The 19,387-nt window shown below is 70.2% G+C and carries 13 protein-coding genes and 3 pseudogenes; 7 read left to right on the plus strand and 9 right to left on the minus strand.

Annotated elements, in window-relative coordinates:
- Window positions 1-419: 419 nt before the first annotated feature.
- From BIV23_RS39675 to BIV23_RS47710, 3 genes are all read left to right on the plus strand, one after another.
- Window positions 420-1,850 carry an MFS transporter gene (locus tag BIV23_RS39675; RefSeq protein ID WP_079173709.1) on the plus strand — a complete coding sequence of 477 codons (1,431 nt, stop codon included), beginning with the start codon at window positions 420-422 and terminating at the stop codon, window positions 1,848-1,850.
- Between the two features lie 883 nt (window positions 1,851-2,733).
- Window positions 2,734-4,320 (plus strand): Na+/H+ antiporter, encoded by a 1,587-nt coding sequence (locus BIV23_RS39680; RefSeq protein WP_071385859.1) that lies wholly within the window; start codon window positions 2,734-2,736, stop codon window positions 4,318-4,320.
- A 579-nt stretch (window positions 4,321-4,899) separates the two neighbouring features.
- Window positions 4,900-5,463 carry an LLM class flavin-dependent oxidoreductase gene (locus BIV23_RS47710; RefSeq protein ID WP_281250200.1) on the plus strand — a complete coding sequence of 188 codons (564 nt, stop codon included), beginning with the start codon at window positions 4,900-4,902 and terminating at the stop codon, window positions 5,461-5,463.
- Here the strand turns inward: BIV23_RS47710 and BIV23_RS39685 are convergent.
- The gene (locus BIV23_RS39685) at window positions 5,423-5,980 is read right to left on the minus strand and encodes a DinB family protein (RefSeq protein ID WP_071385860.1); all 558 of its coding nucleotides are present in this window, start codon (window positions 5,978-5,980) and stop codon (window positions 5,423-5,425) included. The genes BIV23_RS47710 and BIV23_RS39685 overlap by 41 nt on opposite strands.
- A gap of 188 nt (window positions 5,981-6,168) precedes the next feature.
- Between BIV23_RS39685 and BIV23_RS39690 the strand changes: the two genes are divergently transcribed.
- A complete protein-coding gene (locus tag BIV23_RS39690) occupies window positions 6,169-6,738 on the plus strand; it encodes a GNAT family N-acetyltransferase (protein ID WP_071385881.1) in 570 nt (189 codons plus the stop codon).
- 21 nt (window positions 6,739-6,759) lie between these two features.
- Here the strand turns inward: BIV23_RS39690 and BIV23_RS39695 are convergent, their stop codons facing one another.
- Entirely contained in the window at window positions 6,760-8,031 is a 1,272-nt protein-coding gene (locus BIV23_RS39695) for an alpha/beta hydrolase family protein (RefSeq protein WP_079173710.1), read from the minus strand.
- 679 nt (window positions 8,032-8,710) lie between these two features.
- On the opposite strand from BIV23_RS39695, the gene BIV23_RS39700 reads away from it, so the two are divergent.
- Window positions 8,711-9,838, plus strand: a complete 1,128-nt coding sequence (locus BIV23_RS39700; protein ID WP_245790870.1) for a cytochrome P450 family protein — start codon at window positions 8,711-8,713, stop codon at window positions 9,836-9,838.
- An 84-nt stretch (window positions 9,839-9,922) separates the two neighbouring features.
- Here BIV23_RS39700 and BIV23_RS39705 read toward each other — a convergent pair whose 3' ends face one another.
- The 4 genes and pseudogenes from BIV23_RS39705 to BIV23_RS52765 all read right to left on the minus strand — a co-directional run bounded on the left by BIV23_RS39705 (window position 9,923) and on the right by BIV23_RS52765 (window position 13,973).
- Window positions 9,923-11,146 (minus strand): glycosyltransferase 87 family protein, encoded by a 1,224-nt coding sequence (locus BIV23_RS39705; RefSeq protein WP_107471405.1) that lies wholly within the window; start codon window positions 11,144-11,146, stop codon window positions 9,923-9,925.
- Window positions 11,147-11,356: 210 nt separating this feature from the next.
- Window positions 11,357-12,697 (minus strand): annotated as a pseudogene (locus BIV23_RS39710) (class II 3-deoxy-7-phosphoheptulonate synthase).
- 131 nt (window positions 12,698-12,828) lie between these two features.
- A pseudogene (locus BIV23_RS39715) lies at window positions 12,829-13,687 on the minus strand (3-hydroxybutyryl-CoA dehydrogenase).
- Window positions 13,688-13,691: 4 nt separating this feature from the next.
- Complete coding sequence (locus tag BIV23_RS52765) at window positions 13,692-13,973, minus strand: 3-oxoacyl-[acyl-carrier-protein] synthase III C-terminal domain-containing protein (RefSeq protein WP_245790871.1); 282 nt, start codon at window positions 13,971-13,973, stop codon at window positions 13,692-13,694.
- A gap of 87 nt (window positions 13,974-14,060) precedes the next feature.
- On the opposite strand from BIV23_RS52765, the pseudogene BIV23_RS54195 reads away from it, so the two are divergent.
- Window positions 14,061-14,363 (plus strand): annotated as a pseudogene (locus tag BIV23_RS54195) (beta-ketoacyl synthase N-terminal-like domain-containing protein); the annotation flags it as partial.
- Window positions 14,364-14,907: 544 nt separating this feature from the next.
- Window positions 14,908-16,284, plus strand: a complete 1,377-nt coding sequence (gene gad / locus BIV23_RS39730) for a glutamate decarboxylase (RefSeq protein ID WP_425443575.1) — start codon at window positions 14,908-14,910, stop codon at window positions 16,282-16,284.
- Window positions 16,285-16,518: 234 nt separating this feature from the next.
- Here gad and BIV23_RS39735 read toward each other — a convergent pair whose 3' ends face one another.
- From BIV23_RS39735 to BIV23_RS39745, 3 genes are all read right to left on the minus strand, one after another.
- The gene (locus BIV23_RS39735) at window positions 16,519-17,631 is read right to left on the minus strand and encodes a molybdopterin-dependent oxidoreductase (protein ID WP_177240206.1); all 1,113 of its coding nucleotides are present in this window, start codon (window positions 17,629-17,631) and stop codon (window positions 16,519-16,521) included.
- Window positions 17,632-17,926: 295 nt separating this feature from the next.
- Complete coding sequence (locus tag BIV23_RS39740) at window positions 17,927-18,355, minus strand: class I SAM-dependent methyltransferase (protein WP_079173713.1); 429 nt, start codon at window positions 18,353-18,355, stop codon at window positions 17,927-17,929.
- Window positions 18,356-18,412: 57 nt separating this feature from the next.
- The gene (locus BIV23_RS39745) at window positions 18,413-19,261 is read right to left on the minus strand and encodes a HEAT repeat domain-containing protein (protein ID WP_071385867.1); all 849 of its coding nucleotides are present in this window, start codon (window positions 19,259-19,261) and stop codon (window positions 18,413-18,415) included.
- Window positions 19,262-19,387 lie beyond the last annotated feature (126 nt).

Consider the following 19,387-nt stretch of genomic DNA (forward strand, 5'->3'; position numbering starts at 1 on the left):
CGGGGTATAGGCGGCTGTGTCTGTTGTCCGGTCGGGCGGTGAAGTGACAGACGGAAAAGGCGGATTGAATGATGATTAGTCCGTCCGAATGATCTGCTGACGTCTGCTCACCCGGTATCGGCCGCGTGTCGCTGCGGAATCCGTGAGCTGGTCCGTGCTAGCGGACCGGTTGCGTTGAATCCTGTTTGCCTCGGTTTGCCTGGCCTGGCCCGGCCCGGGTCGTGTCGGGTCGGGTCGGTTTTGGGCGGGGGGTGGTGTCCGGGCAGCGGAGTCGTTCGATTCCGCTGTATGCGCCTTTGCGCGGGCAGTGATGTCGCCGTCTTCCGCTCGCTCGACGGTGAGGTGAGGTGTACGGCCGGTCCCGGGATACGGGGTGCATGTCCCTTACGGTGGCGTCCGGTGACATGTCAGTGTGCGGGATGGGGAAGAGCGTGGCGTTCGTGGAGCCGGGCGGTGGCGGTGGGCCCTTGTCCCGTCACGCGTCGGGCCGCCGGTCCGAGCGGCGTTCCTGGGCACCGCTTGTGGCTGTGTGCGCCGGGTATTTCATGGTCATCCTGGATGTGACGGTCATCAACGTCGCCGTGCCGGTGATCGGACGGGATCTGGGCACCTCGCTGACCGGCATTCAGTGGATCACCGACGGGTACACCCTGGTCTTCGCCGGTTTCCTGCTGACCGGTGGCGGGCTGGGCGACCGGCTCGGCAGCCGGCGGGTCTTCTGCTGGGGCACGGCCGTGTTCACCGTCTCCTCGGCCGCGTGTGCTCTTGCTCCCGCCGCCGCCGTCCTGGTCGCTGCCCGGCTGCTGGAGGGGTTCGGCGCGGCGCTGATCGTGCCCGGTTCCCTGGCCCTGCTCCAGCAGGCCTATCCGGGGCCGGTGGAACGCTCGCGGGCATTCGGGCTCTGGGGTTCGATGGCGGGCGTCGCGGCGTCGGCCGGGCCGCTGCTGGGCGGTCTGCTCGTGTCCACGGTGGGGTGGCGCTGGGTGTTCCTCATCAACCTTCCCGTCGGTGCGGCGTGCCTGTCGCTGACCCTGCGGAACGTGGCACGTTCACCTCGGCAGGTTGCCCGCCCCCTGGACTGGCCGGCCCAGGCGGCGGTCGTGGCGGCGGCGGCGTTGCTGACCGCGGCGCTCAACGAGTCCGGACGGCGGGGCTGGACGGATCCGGCGGTGCTGGCCGGGCTGGGCTCGGCCGTGGTGGCCGGTTCGGCCTTCGTGGTGCGTGAGCGACTTGCCCGCTCGCCCGTTCTGCCTCTTCACCTGCTGCGCTCCAGGGAGTTGAGCGGTGGGGCCGTGATCGGCCTGCTGTTCAACTTCGGTTTCTACGGGATGGTGTTCACCGCGAGCCTGGAGTTTCAGCACCAGCGCGGCTTCTCCGCCCTGCGTACGGGGCTGGCGTTGTTTCCGGCGGTGGCGATGACCATGTTCGCCTCCGTGCTGTCCGGGCGGTTGTCCCGCCGTACCGGTGATCGCCCCTTGGTCGTCGCCGGTATGCTCCTGGCCGCGCTGGGGCTCGCGGGCTGGGCCGCTGCGGGCGCCGAGCCCGCCTACCCGGTGCTGGTGGCGCCCATGATGGCCGCGGGATTCGGCACGTCCTTCGCGCTCACCGGCTCCACCTCGACGGTGATGGGTGCTGCGCCTGCGTCGTACTCGGGTGCCGCCTCGGCCCTGTTCAACACCGCTCGTCAGATCGGGAGCGCCACCGGCGTGGCGCTGGGAGGCAGCCTGCTCGCCGCGGCCGCCCACCACACCAGCGGGCTGCGTACCAGCATGGGCGTAGGCGCGCTCGCCTACCTGGCCGCGGCGGTCCTGGCGTGGCGCTGTGTGCCGACGGGGCTCCGGGAGAGATAGCGGGTTCTGCGCGGTGCTGGTTCCCCTGGGGAGTGGGTGGCGGGACCGGGGCAGTCCTGCTGAGCGCGCTCCGAGCTTGTTCCCGTGTGTCCGGCCGCCGGGTCCCCGCTCCGGCTCCTGTCGGTGTCCGGGCGCCTGGCCGGGGCGGGTGCGGGCGTCGGTCCGCGCATCGGGGGAGCCGTCGTGCATCCGCGCAATCGGGGAGCCTGACGATATCGGTAGCCGCACGCGGTGAGTGCGTGTCACCGTCGGGCTGGCGGCGGACGACGGCCGGGATGCCGTCGGGCACACATCCGACCAGCTGGAGGAGATCAGACGAGGGGTTCGCGGCGGACGGCCGGACTTCGCCGCGCTGCACGGAGCCCAGCCACGCCGTCGGGTAGCGCTGCCGACCCATCCATTCGAGCGCCGCACTCCGGCCCGCCCTACGATCTCTTCGGTCAGAGTCTCGGCGCGCTTCTCGTCTGTGAAGTGACACGGGAACTGATCGCCCGGCATCCCGCCGCAGATCGCCGCGGACGCCGATCTGCTGGTCCTGCTCCTGAGGGCGAGCCGCTCCCGGTGCACCTCGACGTGCTCGGCGGGGAGGCCGACGTCGTCCCCGTCGGGGCCCTCACACAGTGGAAGGAGCACAGCACCGAGTACGTACCGTGCGTCGGTTCCCCGGCGGCCACTTCTACGTCCGCGACGATCCGATACCACTCCTGAGCCTCCTCGCCCGCCGTACCCGACCACCGGCCGTCTTCGCTCAGGGACGCCACGGTGTCCCTGAGTACCGCCTCACTGGTCCGACCGTCGGCTGCGACACCGCCGTATGTCGGTTACGTTGGTGAAGCACCTGGTCACAGGGGGAGCACAAGCCGTAACTCACCGGGGACGCTCCATGACCGGCCTGATCGTCGTCCTGCTGCTGGTGGTCCTGGCCACCGCCGTGGCGACAGGCGCCCGCCGCTGGAGCCTGCCCGCCCCCTCGCTCCTCGTGCTCGCGGGTCTGCTCGTGGGACTGATGCCCTGGGTCCCCGAGGTCCGCCTGCCGCCTCACGTGATCAACGTGCTGGTGCTGCCACCGCTGCTCTACGCCTCGGCCGGGGAGATCTCCGTCCGCGACCTGCGTGCCGTGTGGCGGCCCGTGACCGGCCTGGTCTTCGGCCTGGTCCTCGCCTCGGCCGTCGCCGTCGGGTACGTGGCCCATGCGATCACCCCGCTCACCGCCGCGACCGCGTTCATCCTCGGCTCCGTCCTGGCCAGCACCGACCCCGTGGCCGTGACCGCGCTCGGCCGGCGCCTGTCCCTCCCACCACGCGTGCAGGCCATGGTGCAGGCGGAAAGCCTGTTCAACGATGCGACGTCGCTGGTTCTCTACAAGGTCGCCGTGGCCACTGCGGTGTCCGGCAGCGCCATCAGCGTGCCCGGGACCGCCCTGCAGTTCCTGATCCTGGCAGGCGGAGGAGCCCTCATCGGCGCCGCGGTCGCCGCAGTGGTGACCCTGATCCGCAGACGGACCGACGACCCCATGCTGGAGACGGTCATCGCACTGGTCACTCCGTACGCCTCCTACGTCGTCGCGGAACAGTCGCACACGTCCGGCGTGACCGCCGTCATCGTGTCCGGAGTCGTCCTCGGCAGCACCGGCCACAAGCTCGGCAACGCCTCCGTCCGCCTCCAGGTCCACGCCGTCTACGACACCGTGACCTTCCTGCTGGAGAGCGTCGTCTTCGCCCTGATCGGCCTTGAGGTTCCCTCGGCCGTCCGTCATCTCGCGCGCGACGAGCACGGCTGGCCGCTGTGGGTGCCGGTGATCGCCTTCACCCTGCTGGCGATCCGCCTGCTGTGGATCTTCCCGCTGTCCGCCCTGATCCACCGCCGGCACGGGGAGGGCGACAACCGGCTCTCCTGGCGCGTTCCGGCCGTCCTGTCCTGGGCGGGCACCCGAGGCGTCATGCCGCTGGCAGCCGCGCTCTCCATCCCCCTGGCCACCCACACAGGGGCGCCGCTGCCGCACCGGGCCCTCATTCTCATGCTCACCACCGGGACCGTCGCGGTCACTCTCGTCTTCCAGGGTTTCACCCTGGCCCCGGTCGTCCGCCGCTCCGGCATCGCTCTGGAACCCGAGCACACCGCCCGCGAGGAGGCCCGGACCCGTCGGCACATCGCCCACGCCGCCCTCGACGAGCTCAAGCTGCTGGGCGATCTGGATCAGCTCGCCGATCTGGGTACCGCCGCGGAGGTCGCGCTCAAACAGGCCCGTCGTCATCTGGAAGCCCGCATCCACCAGGTCGAAGACGCCCACTACAGCGACCCGGACGCCCGCCCTCTCGATGCCTACCGCGAGATACGCCGGACACTCATCGCGATCGAGGCGGCCGAACTCCAGCGCCTCTACGAAGCGAACAGGATCAGCAACGCCACCCGGCGCCGGATCCAGTACGAACTCGACCTCGAAGAAGCCAGCCTGCGCCCCCGCGACTGACACCTGCGAAGACATCGACGTCGTCCACGGCTCGAGAAGCGAGGGTATCCGGCGCCACCCCGCTGGAGCCGCATCAGTGAGGGACCGGGACGCAGCCGAGGTCGACAAGGCAAGATCGGACCTGGAGGGATCCGTAACCGGCCCGGCATGGCGCCGCCCTACGACGACCGGGCCGAGGACGCCACAGCGCTCTGGACCGCTGCCGACCTCGAGGCCGTCGTGCCCTCGGGCACCTGGCCGTCCTTCGCCGACGACCCCGCCGAACGCGCGCGCTGCCTGGACGCGCTGCTGACCCAGGGCTTCGTCGTCCTCCACGGCGTACCCGGTGCCGGCCCCAGGTCGCGAGATTCACCACCCTCGGTGCCAGCCCCTTCGGGTGGAGCGCCAGTCGGTACATGTTCGCGCCGGACCGGCACAGCTCCGGATCGGCGCCCAGCGTGAGAAGCGCGAACGCCGCGTTGGCCGCCACGAGGCCCCCCACCGTCCACCACGACGGCGGGGTACGGCAGGTGCCCGTGCGGGCGCCAAGTCGGCGGCGTCCAAGGGGGAGTCCGAACGATCGCCCTCGATGAAACTGACGTGCCGCCGCGTCGTCCCGGCCCGGTTCGCCAGCTCCAGCTGGCTGACCTGCCGTCCGGTACGGCGCGCCCGGGGCGCCTGGGCTTGGGCGCCGTCACCGAGCGGCTGTCCCTCGGCGCCGGTGTGCTCATGCCCGTACTCCGGCGGCCGGTCCAGACCGCACACGCGTTGGCCCCGGTCGGCCGGCTCGCCGGCGGACGTCTGACCGTCGGCGTCGGAGCCGGCTTCCCCGGGACATTCGGACGGCCGCTCCACGCGCTGTCGCTGGAGGACCTGGAGAAGATGGCCGTCGCTGCGGGGACAGCAACCGGAACAGCTGGAACGACGTACCGGACTCCTCCCGGTTCTCCGTCGTGCCTGATGTCCGGTGGTTGGCTCGCAGCGGTCGGTGTGCACGGTGGCGCTCGACAGCGGAGGCGGGTGGTGGAGCTGCAGTGTGACGCTGCTTCATGGCCTGGGCCGGGCCGAGCCATGCGTGCTACGGCCCGGCCTGACCGGAAGGCGTCACTGTCCGCGCCGTCGGTCAGCCCATGCTCTTGGCGCCGTCCAGGGACTCGCGGATGATGTCCGCGTGGCCGGCGTGCTGGGCGGTCTCGGCGATGATGTGCATCAGCACCCGGCGGGCCGACCACTGCGCGCCGGGCTCGAACCACGGGGCCTTCGGCAACGGATGCGTGGCCGCCAGGTCGGGCAGCGTGGCGACCAGGTCGTCTGTCCGGCGGGCCACCTCGGCGTAGTCGGCCAACACGTCGGCCAGCGTCTCACCGGGCAGCAGCCGGAACTGGTCGGCCCGCCGGGCCCAGTCGGCCTCGGTCATGGCTGTGAAGTCCGGCATCGCCGACGGGCCGTTCAGGATGAAGTCCACCCAGTTCCGCTCGACCGCGGCGACGTGCTTGATCAAGCCGCCCAGGCACAGCTCACTGGCGGTGGTCCGCCGGCCGGCCTGCTCGTCGGTGAGGTCACGGGTGGTGAAGCGCAGGAAGTGCCGCTGCTTGGTCAGCATCTCCAGCAAATCGGCGCGCTCACCGGTGACGGTCGGGTCCCCAGCCAGGTCGCGGGAGGTCAGCTCGTTGAAAGTCATGGTCTTCGCCTTCCGGTTTTCGTGCTCCGTCGGTCAAGGACCACGCTATGAGCCATTGAGGTCAGATCGCGTCCTAAATCGCGAGCGATGCCGCACGGATCAGTTCGACGCACCGGCGTCACAGGACAGGCTGGGAGATCGGGCAGCGAGTCTTGATCGCTGCCGAACCCGCTGATTGGCTGGTCGGCATGACTGAGCTCGGATCCGTCGCCTGGCCGCCTGCCCCGATCAGGACCGAGAGGCTCGTGCTCCGTGAACCAGAGGCGCGGGACCGTGCGGCGTTGATCGAGCTGCTGGCCTCGCCAGAGGTGGGCGCCTTCCTCGGCGGCCCTCGACCCCGTGACGAGTCGGAGCGCGAGATGCCGAAAGTGCCCAGGCGGCGACCCGGTCTCTTCGTCGTCGACCTCGACGGATCGATGATCGGCCAGATCACGCTCTACAGGGATACGGGGCACCTTCGTCAGGCTGACGGGAAGGCCGAGCTCGGCTACCTGTTCCTGCCGGAGTCGTGGGGATGCGGGTACGCCGCCGAGGCGTGCGCTGCGGCACTCGACTGCTTCGCCGGCGCCTTTCCCGGTGAGCCGGTGGTGCTCGCCACCCAGACCGCCAACAAGCGCTCGATGCGCCTCGCGGCGAAGCTGGGGTTCACCGAAGTGGAGCGGTTCGAGGCGTGGGGCGCCGAGCAGTGGTTCGGCATGTGGTCCCGGGTCACACCATCCGATCGCCCGGGTCCCCTCCCGACTGGCCGTGGTCCGTGACGGTGCCGGCTGACAGTCCGTCTACCGTACGAAGGTGATCGGGTACCGCGACGCACGGCCATCCAGCAGGTGGTCGTCGCAGCCCTTCAGGAACCGGTCGAAGAACGAGGCCACCAGCGCCCGGTTGGCCGCCACCGCCTGGTGCGAGTCGACCGTCCCGACGGCCGCGGCCAGCGTCGCGGCCGGCACCCGGCCTGCCAGCTGCGGCAGCAGCGCCTCGGCGTCGGTGAACGACGCGTGCGCGGAGTCGTTCAGCGTGACGTCGGCCTTCCAGCCGCGCTGGTGCTGCCAGAACGACGCCCACGACGGCTCGCGGTGCACGTCGCTCCCCTCGGCTGCGGAGCTGCTGCCCATCAGCAGAAACGGTCGGTCCAGCCCGTGCAGCGCGACCTCGCTCAGGTTCGTGCCGTCGGGCTTGACGGTGTACTCCAGGGTGCCGTCCATGTTGATGCCGACCTTGATGCGCGGATCGTCGTACATCATGCTCGCCGCCGTGAACCCGCCGGCGGAGTGCCCGAACATGCCGATCCGGTTCAGGTCCATGCCGTCGGTCAGCCGGTCCGGCAGGCTCGTCAGTCGGTCCAGCACCAGCTTGGTGTCGGCCAGGCGCGCGTCCATCAGCTTCGTGAAGAACGCCCGTGTCGTGCCGTTCCGGTAGGCCTGGGCCCAGGCCGCCATCAGCGGCCCGTTGCCGACCACGTGGCCGTCCGGGAACCGCACCGCCGGGGCCTCCCCGGTGTGGTCGATGGTGACGACCACGAAGCCGCGCGAGGCGAGGTCCTCGACCAGCGACACGTTCCAGCCGCGTGGGTCCCCGGCGCCGGGCGAGTACAGGACGACCGGGAAGCCGCCCGGCGCCATCGCGGCGTCCTTCACCGAGTGCGTGCTGGTCGCGGCCCAGTTCACCAGACCGGCGGGCAGCTTGTTGTTCTCCTCGATCGCCGGACCGACCGCCGCGGCCACTGGCGCGGGGAACTGCCTCGTGAACGGCCGACCGCCGGTGTGCACCGCCGGATAGAAGACACTGATCATCAGCTCGCGGTAGGGCCGGCTGGGCACCCACGGGTCCGCGCGCTTGTCGTCGACGAGCCGGAAGACCGACTCGCCGGTGGCGTACCGGCCACGTGGCGCAGGAAGCGTCAGCGTCAGGCCCTCCGCGGGGTTCTCTGACGCGGACAGCCCCGGCGCGGTGTGCGAGGCGGACACGGCCGAAGCCGGGACCGCGGTCGAGACGGCAAGGCCGGAGACGACGACCCCGACCAGAGAAGCGGCAACCACACGAGAGCTGCGCATGGGAGGTTCCTTCAGATGCGGCGTTGCGGAGTTCGGACACCTCGACCTTCGCAACGCGGCTCTCCGAGAGCCACCGTGCTACCAGGCGTTTCACCGTTCGGGAAGGCCATACCACCGTAGGGGGGAGAGCACGAAGGTCGGGCGGCCGCCGGGCAGTTGACCGGCGCCGACGGCGTCGACGCCGGCGGGGAGCGTGGGGCGGGCCGGGCCGATCCGTGAGGATCTCGCCGAAGGCACGGCCCGGCACGCGGCCCGGCACGCGGTCCGACCGCTTCCGCCGCGACGAGCACGGCCGACCGGGGGAGTCGCGCCCAAGGGCCGCGTCGGGGGACGACCCGGACGGCGTCGTCGCCCACGCGCGGCCCGCGGCAACGGACCGGCCTGAGCCACGATGACCCGCATACCGGCCAAAAACCCACGGGCGGGGTGGCCATCACGTCGACCGCGGAGCACCATCGCCCGACAGCACCCCGGCACCTGCAGGCGAACGACGCGGTGCATGTCGGCTGCTTCGTCCTCGCCCGGGGGCCGAGACCGGAGTCGACGGCACGACCATTCCGCACCCACGAGAGGCGGACAGTTGGCAACCGACGATCAGCAGCCGTACGTTCTCGACCCCGCAGGCCGCGACATACACGCGGAGGGTGCCCGACTCCGTGCCCGGGGCCCCGTCACGAAAGTGATCCTCCCCGGCGGCATCCCGGCGTGGTCGGTCACCAGCCACACCGTCCTCGAACAACTCCTGACCGATCCGCGGGTATCGAAGGACCCCCGTCGGCACTGGCCCCGATTCGTCGCCGGGGAAATCACCTCCGACTGGCCGCTGTACGCCTGGGTGTCCGCCACCAACATGTTCACCGCTTACGGCAGCGACCACCGCAGGCTACGGCGCCTGGTGACGCCGGCCTTCACCGCCCGCCGGACCACGCAGCTTCGCCCGCAGGTCGAGCGCATCGTCGCGCGTGTGCTGGACGATCTGCCGCACACCGCGGTCGACGGCGTGGTGGACCTGCGGCGGGACTTCGCCTACCTGATCCCGGTACAGGTGATCACGCAGCTCATGGGTGTCCCCGAAGGCGCCCTGGCTGTCGGTATCCGCGCCTGTATCGACAACCTCTTCAACACGGGACTCGGCCCACAGGCAGCCGCCGACAACTACCGCACCACCTACATCCTGCTCAACGACCTGGTCGAGTACCGCAGGAGGCAGCCGGAGGACGACCTCACGAGCTACCTCGTCGCTGCCGGTGACAGCGACGAGTCACTGACCGAGGCCGAAGCCATCGACACACTTCTGCTGATCATCTCCGCCGGGCACGAGACAACCGTGAACCTGCTCGACAACGCCGTCTTCGCGCTGCTCACCGCGCCGGATCAGCGCGACCTCGTCCGCACCGGACAGGTCGCCTGGACCGACGTGATCGAGGAGAGCCTGCGCATCGACGCCCCCGTGGCCCACCTGCCGCTGCGCTACGCCGTCGAGGACATCACCGTCGGCGGCACGACCATCCTCAAGGGAGACGCCATCCTGGCGTCCTACGCGGCCGCCGGTCGGGACTCGGAGCAGCACGGTCCCTCAGCAGGAGTCTTCGACGCAACCCGGGAGAACAAGGACCATCTCGCCTTCGGCCACGGAGCGCACTACTGCCTAGGGGCACCACTCGCCCGCCTGGAGGCGGCCACTGCACTCCCGGCCTTGTTCGAACGCTTCCCGTCTCTCGCACCGGCCCGAGCCGCGGCCCGGAGCGAACCAGTTCCCTCCCTCATCTCCAACGGACACCGAAGCCTGCCCGCCACACTCGCCTAGACGATCCGACGATCGTCACCATGTCGCCCGGCCCGGCGGCCGGCGGCTGCCCGCCCGGCAGCGCCGGCCGCGCCCCGGCCTGGCTCAACCCGTGTGCGCCACCTGGTAGTCGGCCTCCGAGGACGACGCCGCGTCGTCAGGGGGCGCTTCCGGCCGCGAAGCCGTACTGCGCCAGAGCCGGCGGCAGGCCGAGACCGTCGCCACCAGCAGCAGCCCGTCGCGGATCAGCAGGACGACGATGCCCGGCAGATCGCTGCGCACGACCTGGCCGAAGCCGACAGGGAATTCGAGCACCGTGAAGAGGCACGCGGCCAGGATGAGCAGCACAGGGCGGCGCTGGACGGTGGAGCGGGTGGTCAGGCAGAGCGCGCCGAGGCCGAGCAGCCAGATCAGGTACTGCGGGCTGATCACCCGGCTGGTGGTGACGAAGACCAGCACCGCGGCGAACGCCGCGTCGTAGAGCACGACGTCGCTGAACGTGCGGGCGCGCACCCGCCACCAGACCAGCCAGCAGAAGGCCAGCACCGCGCCGGCCAGTGCGATCCGGGCCGCGGTGGGCACGTACGGGCCGAGGAACTCGAACGAGCCGTAGTGCAGCCGGGAGGTGCCGTGCCACAGGCCGAGCAGGCGCAGGACATGAAACGGCAGGGCGCCCAACGACTCGATCTCGACGCCGCGTTGACGCTGCTCGGTGAGGAACGCGAACGGTCCCCGGGTGAACGCCAGGAACGCGGCGCTGACCCCGACGGCGGTGACCAGCGCCGCTCCCCAGGAGCGGCGGGTCGTGCGGCCCGGCCGCGCACCGGCGAGCACGAGCACCGGCCAGACCTTGACCAGCGCGCCGATCGCGGCCAGCGCGCCCGCCACCCGGGGGTGCCGTGCGGCGGCCTGCAGGGCGGCGACCGCGAGGGCGGTGACCACCACGTCGTAGCGGGCCAGGGCCAGCGGGCCGAGCACGGCGACCCCGGCGACCCACAGCCAGGCGCCGGCCAGGTCCCGGCCGTGGGCCCGCCCGGCCCGCAGCAGCATCGCCAGGACCGTCGCGTCGGCGGCGCAGGCGAGCAGGTAGAACGCGTGCGAATACGTCAGGAACGGCAGGAGTGCCGGGGCGAGGAAGACCGCCGCCGCGGCGGGCGGGTACTGCCAGGTGACGTCGTGGACCGGAAAGCTGCCGGTCAGCAGCCGTTCGTACCAGCCGTGATAGATGACGACCACGTCGGGGCGGACGTCGGCACCGGGGAAGCGCAGGGCGCCGAAGAGCGTCAGCAGCAGTGCGGCTCGCGTCACCGCCCAGGCCGACACCGGCATCCATGTCCTCGAGCGAGCCGCGGTTACCGTTCCGCGCCACCACATCGCCACGTTTCAGGACCTCTCCGTCGACCGCCTTGTACGGGTCACACTGCCGGTGTCGGTCCGCATGCAGGTGACGACACGATGAACGTAGTGCGTCATCCTGTTGCGCCGCCATGTGAACGACTGCAGGCGACCAGCCACTCGAACCGCGCCGGGCGCGTTCCTTCACTCCCGAACGTCGAGCCGATCCGTCGACCGCGTCCGTCCGTTCGGGGACCGGTGCACTTCCGCCACGAGGAAGGCGAGGTCCAGGGACTGGCCGCGGTTCAGCCGGGGATCGCAGGCGGTTTCGTAGCGCTGGTCCAGCTGGTCCGGGAGGATCTCCTGGCCTCCGCCCGTGCACTCGGTGACGTCGTCTCCCGTCAACTCGACGTGGATGCCGCCCGGGTGGCTGCCCAGGCTCTGGTGCACCTCGAAGAACCCCTTCACCTCGTCGAGCACGTCGTCGAAGTGACGTGTCTTGCGGCCGGACGCCGTCCTGACGGTGTTGCCGTGCATGGGATCGCACACCCATACCGGCTGCGCCTCCGCTGCCTGTGCCTTTTCCACCAGGGCAGGCAGGAGATCGCGTACCGGTGCCGCGCCCATCCGGGAGATGAACGTCAGCCGGCCCGGTTCTCGGGCGGATTCAGGCGCTCGACCAGATCGAGCACGTCCTGAGGTGTGGTCGTGGGGCCGAGCCTCACCCCGATGGGATTGCGCACGGACTGCGCGAAGGCGACATGTGCCCCGTCAAGCCGGCGGGTGCGCTCTCCGATCCAGACCAAGTGGCCGGAGGTGGCGTATCGCTCGCCGGTACGGGAGTCGACGAGGGTGAGCGCTCCCTCGTAGTCCAGAAGAAGCGCTTCGTGCGACGCGTAGAACTCGTTCGTCAGCCGTTCGTCCGGCTCGCTCCCGCAAGCGGCCATGAAGCCCGGCGCGTTGTCGATCTCCCGGGCCAGGGCCTCGTAACGCCGGCCTGCCGGAGACGTCCTGACGAAGTCGCGGTTCCAGGAATGCACCTGCCGCAGGCCGCCGTAGCCGCCCGCCATGAAGGCCCGCACCAGGTTCAGTGTCGCCGAGGACGCGTGGTACATCGTCATGAGCCGCCAGGGATCGGGGCGGCGGCTCCCTGGCGTGAATTCCGCGCCGTTGACGGCGTCTCCCCGGTAGGCGGGCGGCGTCACACCCGCCCGGTTCTCGACGGAGCTGGACCGGGGCTTCGCGTACTGCCCCGCGAGTCGGCCCACCTTGACCACGGGCACGGATCCGGCATAGGTGAGGATCGCGGCCATCTGGAGCAGCGTCTTCAGCTTGCTGCTGATCTGGTCGGCGGACACGGCGGCGAACGTCTCGGCGCAGTCGACCCTTGGAGCAGGAACGCGTCGCCGCGTGCCACGGCGGCCAGCCGGTTGCGCAGTTGGTCGCCTCGCCGGCGAAGACCAAGGGCGGGAGGGTCCGCAGTGCGGTGACGATCTCGCGTAGTTCCGCCGTGTCCGGCCGCTCCGGCTGCTGTTCGGCCGGCAGACCGTGCCAGGACTCGTCCGGTCCGTCGAGCGCGGCATGTGGTTCGTTCCCGGGAGTCGGTCAGGTCGCCTGAGCAGTCATCAACTTCAGTCCTTCGCCTGGGTGCCTTCAACCGTTGTTGATGATCACTCTCATTTGTACTCGAAGAATCCGCGGCCACTCTTGCGGCCGAGCAGGCCGACCTCCACCATGTGCACCAGGATCGGCGGGGGCGCGTGGAGCGGCTCGCGGAACTCCTCGAACAGCGAGTTGCCCACCGCCTCGACGACATCCAGGCCGATCAGGTCGGCGAGGGCGAGCGGACCCATCGGGTGTCCGCAGCCCAGCGTCATGCCCGGTCGATGTCGTCCGCGGTCGCCGTGCCCGCCTCGACCCTGCGCATCGCGGCCAGCAGATAGGGGATCAGCAGCGCGTTGACGACGAAGCCGGAGCGGGGTCCTGGGCCCGGATCACCTGCCGCTGCAGCGGGCCGACCAGCAGCTCGGTGAGCCGCTCGACGGTCGAGTCGGAGGTCCGCTTCGAGGCGATCACCTCGACCAGTGGCAGCGTGGTCACCGGGTTGAAGAAGTGCGCGCCGACGACGCGTTCCGGCCGAGCCGTCGCGCGGCTGAGGCGGATGATCGGGATGGCCGACGTGACGGACGCGAGGATCGCCTCCGGGTCGGTGACCGCCTTGTCGAGCTGCTCGAAGACCTGGATCTTTGTTTCCTGGTCCTCCGGCACGGTCTCGAACACGATCTGCCGGTCGGCCAGTTCGCTCAGGTCGGCCGTGAACGTGAGCCGACCCCGCGCCGCCTCGTGTTCCTCGGAGGTGAGTTTGCCCTTGCGCAGCGCCCGGTCGAGGGAGTCGGTGCAGCGCCGGCGGGCACGTTCGACCGCCGCCTCGCTGTAGACCGCGACGCGCACCTCGAATCCCGCCCGCGAGCTGATGTCCGCGATGCCGGTGCCTATCAGGGCGCAGCCGACCACGCCGACGCGTTCGACGGTCATGAGATCACCTCGGCGAGGCGCAGCGGGGCGTCAGCGCCGGTCGGACGCCAGCGGACGAGGCAGGCGCCGACCGACATACCGCCGCCGAAACCGCCAGCAGCACCAGGTCGCCGTCGGCCGGCAGGCCCTGTTCGTCGGCGTCGTCCAGGGCGACCGGGACCGAGGCGCTGCCGACGTTGCCGTACCGGCTCAGGGTCAGGTGGGTGTGCGCGGAGCCGAGGCCGCAGCGCTCGGCCAGCTCGGCGAGGAGAACGCCGTTGGCCTGGTGCGGAACGAAGCAGCTCACGTCCTCGGCCGTCGAGCCTGCCTTCGCCAGCATCTTGTTGAGGATCGGCGGAACGTTGTCCATCACGAAGTCGCGTACGCCGCGCCCGTCCATCCGGAGGTCGACGGCTATCTGCTGCAGGGCAACGCGCTCAGCGTGCTCTCCGGCCGCGTCTCGTACGTGTTCGGCCTCGAGGGACCTGCTGTCACCATCGACACCGCCTGCTCCTCCTCACTGGTGGCGCTGGACTGGGCCGTGCGCGCCCTGCGACGGCGCGAGTCCACGATGGCCCTGGTCGGCGGCGTTGCGTCCATGTGCTCCCCACCGGTCGTGGTGGACTTCAGCCGGCAGCGCGGCGTCGCCGCCAACGGCCGGCGCAGGGCCTATGCGGCGGCCGCGGACGGTACCGGAAGGGCCGCGAAGTGCTCAGCTGCCTTTGCGGGTGACGTCGCGATGGTCCTGCTTCGTGCTGCCGGGGTGGTGAGTGAAGTCCAGAGGGCGTATCAGTCGGTTTCCGATCACCGGGGTGCTTTGGAGCGCGCACTGCAGTGAGCGCGTGGTGACGGTCGCTCCGGGCCGTTGTACGGCTGCCCGCACCGGTCGGTCAGGTCGAGTTGTTCGCGCATCTGGTCGACGCCGTCTCTGACGGCCGGGAGCTGTCCGCGGGAGGACTGCCTGGGGACGTAGAACGGGCAGCGTGCGCAGGCGGCCGAGCGCGGTGACTGGTCAGCGCGCTGGGGGAGTCCGTCTGTGGGACGCCCGCCTTGCGGGCGGATCGGGTCGCCCCCGAAACTCACGGATGCCGAACTGTTGGGCCCGGCGGTCGCCCGGGTCCTGCGGGGCCGGCGGCGCGAGCCGCGTTCACGGCGGCCCACCAGGCAGGCCGTTCCCCGGAGCTCAACGCCGGGGGACGGCTGGCATGCTGGGCCGCTGAAGTCCGATCGTCGACGTGGGAGTGATCGTGGTACATCGACACGACAGCAGCGAGGCAATGATCGACCCGGCGTACACCAAGAGGCTGGGGTGCATACAGGTGCCGAAGAACCGGCTGCCGGACAAGGAGACGGCGCCGCAGGCGGTCTATCGGATGATTCACGACGAGCTGCTCCTCGACGGGAGTTCGCGGCTGAACATGGCCACGTTCGTGACGACGTGGATGGACCCCGAGGCCGAGAAGCTGATGGCCGAGACGTTCGACAAGAACATGATCGACAAGGACGAGTACCCGCAGACCGCGGAGATCGAGCGGCGCTGTGTCAACATCGTCGCGAGCCTCTTCCACGCGCCCGGCACGGGGGACGCGGTCGGCGTGTCCACCATCGGGTCGTCCGAGGCGGTGATGCTCGGCGGGCTCGCCATGAAGTGGAAGTGGCGTCAGCGGCGGCAGGCGGCCGGACTGCCGTCGGACCGGCCGAACCTGGTCATGGGGTCCAACGTCCAGGTGGTGTGGGAGAAGTTCTGCCGGTACTGGGACGTCGAGCCGCGGTACGTGCCGATGGCGCACGACCGGTTCACCGTTGACGCCGCCGAGACCATGACGTACGTGGACGAGAACACCATCGGTGTCGTGCCGATCCTCGGGACCACCCACACCGGCGAGTTCGAGCCGATCAAGGACATCCACGACCGGGTCGTGGCCTACAACGCCGAGCACGGCACCGACATCGCGATCCACGTGGACGCCGCCTCGGGCGGTTTCGTCGCGCCCTTCCTGCACCCGGACCTGGAGTGGGACTTCCGGCTGCCGCAGGTGAAGTCGATCAACGTCTCCGGCCACAAGTACGGGCTCACCTACCCGGGCATAGGGTTCGTGGTGTGGCGGTCGGCCGACGATCTGCCCGAGGACCTGGTCTTCCACGTCAACTACCTGGGCGGCGACATGCCGACCTTCACCCTCAACTTCTCCCGCCCCGGCAACCAGGTCGTCGGCCAGTACTACAACTTCGTACGTCTTGGCCGGGAGGGCTACACCAAGGTCATGGAAGGGCTGCGCGACACCGCGCAGTTCCTCGCAGACGGCATCGCCAAGCTCGACCCCTTCGAGGTGATCAGCGACGGGACGGACATCCCTGTCGTCGCGTTCAAGCTCAACGAGCCGAGCGCGTTCACCGTCTTCCACGTCTCCGACGAACTGCGGCGTGACGGCTGGCAGGTGCCGGCGTACACCATGCCGCCGGACGCCGAGGACGTCGCCGTACTGCGCATCGTGGTACGGGAGGGCTTCAGCCAGGACCTGGGCGAGTCCCTGCTCGCCGCCCTCGGCCGGGCGGTCGACCGCCTCACCACCACTCCGCCCGCCCACGAGGCCGGCTCCGGCTTCACCCACACCTGACCCACCGGCGGACTCCCGCCGGGTTGCCCGGGACCGGCCGGCTCCACGCCTGCCGCCCCGGGCAACCCGCCACAGCCGTGCCGAGGCCATCGCGAAGGGCACTGATCTACTCGGAATGTGACGAGGGTGCCGTCAGTGGCGCAGAAAAGCAGCGGCCTGCTGCCCCAGAGCGTCGCGGTCGGCTCGGTGTCGAGGCGCCCGTGCCGCTCCTGCCGCTCCTGCTGGTCCTGGTTCTCATGCCGGTTGGTCGACGAAGACGACGCGCTGGTGGATTCGGTTGCGACGCGGTGTGTCGGGCTGTGTCGCTCCCGAGCCCGTCGTCGCACGGCAGGCGAGTACGTATTCGCCGACCGAGGTCGGCGTCCACGGGAAGCCGAACCCCTGCCATCCGTGCTGCACGCGTGCGGCGACCCGGGCGGGGTTCCAGGTTCGGCCGCCGTCGGTCGTGACCTCCACGGAGGTGACGGGTTCGTGGGCCCAGGCCCATCCCCGTATTTCGACGGGTTCGCCGACGCGCACGTTTCCGTCGACGGGGGAGACGAGGCACGAATTGGGTGCCAACTCCCATACCGGAGCGGGACTGCCGGAGCCGTTCTCGGGACGGTCCATGTAGTACTTGGTGGTGAACGCTGATCCGCTGCGCCGGTCCGAAACGGTCAACGAGTCCAGCCACTTGGTCGAGTTGGTGCCGTAATAGCCCGGCACGACGAGGCGGAGGGGACCACCGCGCCGTACCGGCAGCGGTTCGCCGTTGACTGTAAGGGCGACCAGGACGCTGCCGTCCAGAGCCTTCTCCAGGGGCAGGTCCTTCTCGTATCGCTCATGGTGTGCGCCGTCGTAGACACCGTGATCGACACCGGTGGAGATGACGTAAGCGGCTCCCTGCTCGATTCCGGCCAGGCGGAGCAGTTCACTGAGCCGGACGCCGCCCCAGCGGACGTTGCCGACCCGTCGCTGGGGAACGGTGGGCGCCAGCGGGCTGCCCGCACACTCGTGCACGGCAGTGATCTCCGTCTGCGGCAGTCCTGCGAGGTCCTCCGCAGACAAGGTCAGCGTGCGGGAGACCATGCCGCCGACGGTCAGCGTCCATGAGTCGGCGCGCACGTCGGGAACGCCCAGGTGCCAAACCGTGAACAGGTCCGCTTCCGGAGTGATGAAGGACGTCAGGTGCTCGGGCCGCAGCTTCTGCATCAGGCCAAAGCCCTTGTGCAGCAGAGCGGGTGCGCGCACGGCAGAACCATCGCCGGTACGCCGGCCGGGTCCCGGCAGCGAGTCGGTATTGCTTGCCCGGCCGGCATCGGCGCCGGTGCCGGTGTCGATACCGGTGTCGGTGTCCACAACGGACATGTCGTCCCCCTTCGCTGGCGATTCCGTGCTCACGCTAGGCAACTTTCGCAGCCGCGTGCAATGCCGGTCAGGCCGTGTCCATGCGTCTCGGGCATGGATCCGGCCGGGACGGCGAGGTCCTGGCCCGCGTCGATCAACTCTCCACCGCAGCGCGGGCATCGGCTTGCCCACGTGCCGCGCTTCTTGAACGAAGAACGGCAGGGCAAGCACACGTGATGCCGGTGAGGAGTCCCCCACCGGGACCGAGGTCCGTCGGCCGTGGAGCCGCATCCGGCCTGTTCCGAGCAGGGCAATGTCATGCCCGGCCATGTGCCGTCAGGGCCGCATGCGGCAACACCAATACGCCGCCCGGACCGGTGAATTCGGCGCACAGCGACTCGGAGCGGGCTTTGATCTCGGCGATGACCACCGGACTCCGACTCGTCACGATCTGCCCGATCGTCGTAGCAAGCCGTACGTCAGCTTCCGGGGCTGCCTGCGCGGCCCGTGCGACCATGCCCGGTTCGGCGTCCACCGCCGTCACCTTCGCACCCCGCTCACACGCAACTACGCCGACACTGCCCGTGCCTGTCCCCACATCGAGGACGTGTGTGCCCTCCCGAACCCCGACAGCATCGAGAAGCCGACGCACCGGATACGCGCAGAGTTCGGCGAAACTCGCGGCATAGGCATCGGCCTGTCCCGCCCACGCCCGCCGCTCGGACTCGTCAAACGCCGTCTGCACAATCCGTCCCCTCCCCGGAGCAGCCACCACCGCGACACAACACGTCAGGTCCTGACGCTAACTCATACTCGCTCGACCGTTCGAAACGACGGGCGCCGGGCTGCCACCACCGGACGAGAAGGCCCGGTGAGGAGGGGCCAGGGTCTTCCGAGGGATCACCGCCTCGGGCAGACCGTCGACGCGGAGGTCCGTCGCGTCGATCCAGGAGACTGTCACCACCCGGTCCGACGCCACGTCCACCGCCTCCGCCGCCAGCAATGCCCAGTCGCGGCAGGAGACGACGGTCTCGGGCCAGGGGCGGTCACGGTCGACGGCCCAGTCGATGCCCGGCCCGCCGGCGTGGCGGCGTCCGCCGTCGGGCGTGAGCTCCCAGATCTGGAAGGAGAGCACCGCCTGCCCGTGGTCGGCGAGGTCCCGGATCACCTCCGGCAGGTGTTCCACCGGCCAGAGATCGATCGGCTCGCCGCCCGGGTCGCGCAGCGCGGCAGAACGAGGCGGGAGGACGGTCTCGCGGGCACCCAGTTCGGTGAGCGCCCAGCGCAGACCCTCGCCCTCGCTCTCGTCGGGTGCCTCCCCGCTCCGCAGGAACGCGTTGTACGCCTGTCGCAGGCGTGGCACGGCGCGCCGGACGCCCAGTTCGGCAAGGGCCTCGGCGGCCCACTGCCGGACGGTCGCGCTCTCGCTGCTCAGCATGCCGATCAGGACGTCGGCGGGGCGCGGGTCGGCCAGCGCGGTGAACACCTCGATGGCGCACAGCTGCCCGAACGGGTTCAGCGTCAGGGCCGCCGCGATCAGCGACTCCAGTACCCGCGGCCCCAGGGAGATCAGCGTGTGCTGCGCTTCCTCGGCCACATCGGTCGACTCCGCGTCCAGTTCGGCCACCCTGCGGGCGATCTCGTCCTCCATGCGCCCCAGTCTGAGCCGTGCGGCACACCCCCCGCCTCCCGATTTCCGCCTGGACCGCGGAGACGGAAGAATCAGCCGAGTACATGGCGCACGCTGGGAGGACGTCAATTGACATCGGACATAAGC

It is taken from the genome of Streptomyces monashensis (genome assembly GCF_001866665.1).
Lineage (GTDB): Bacteria > Actinomycetota > Actinomycetes > Streptomycetales > Streptomycetaceae > Streptomyces > Streptomyces monashensis.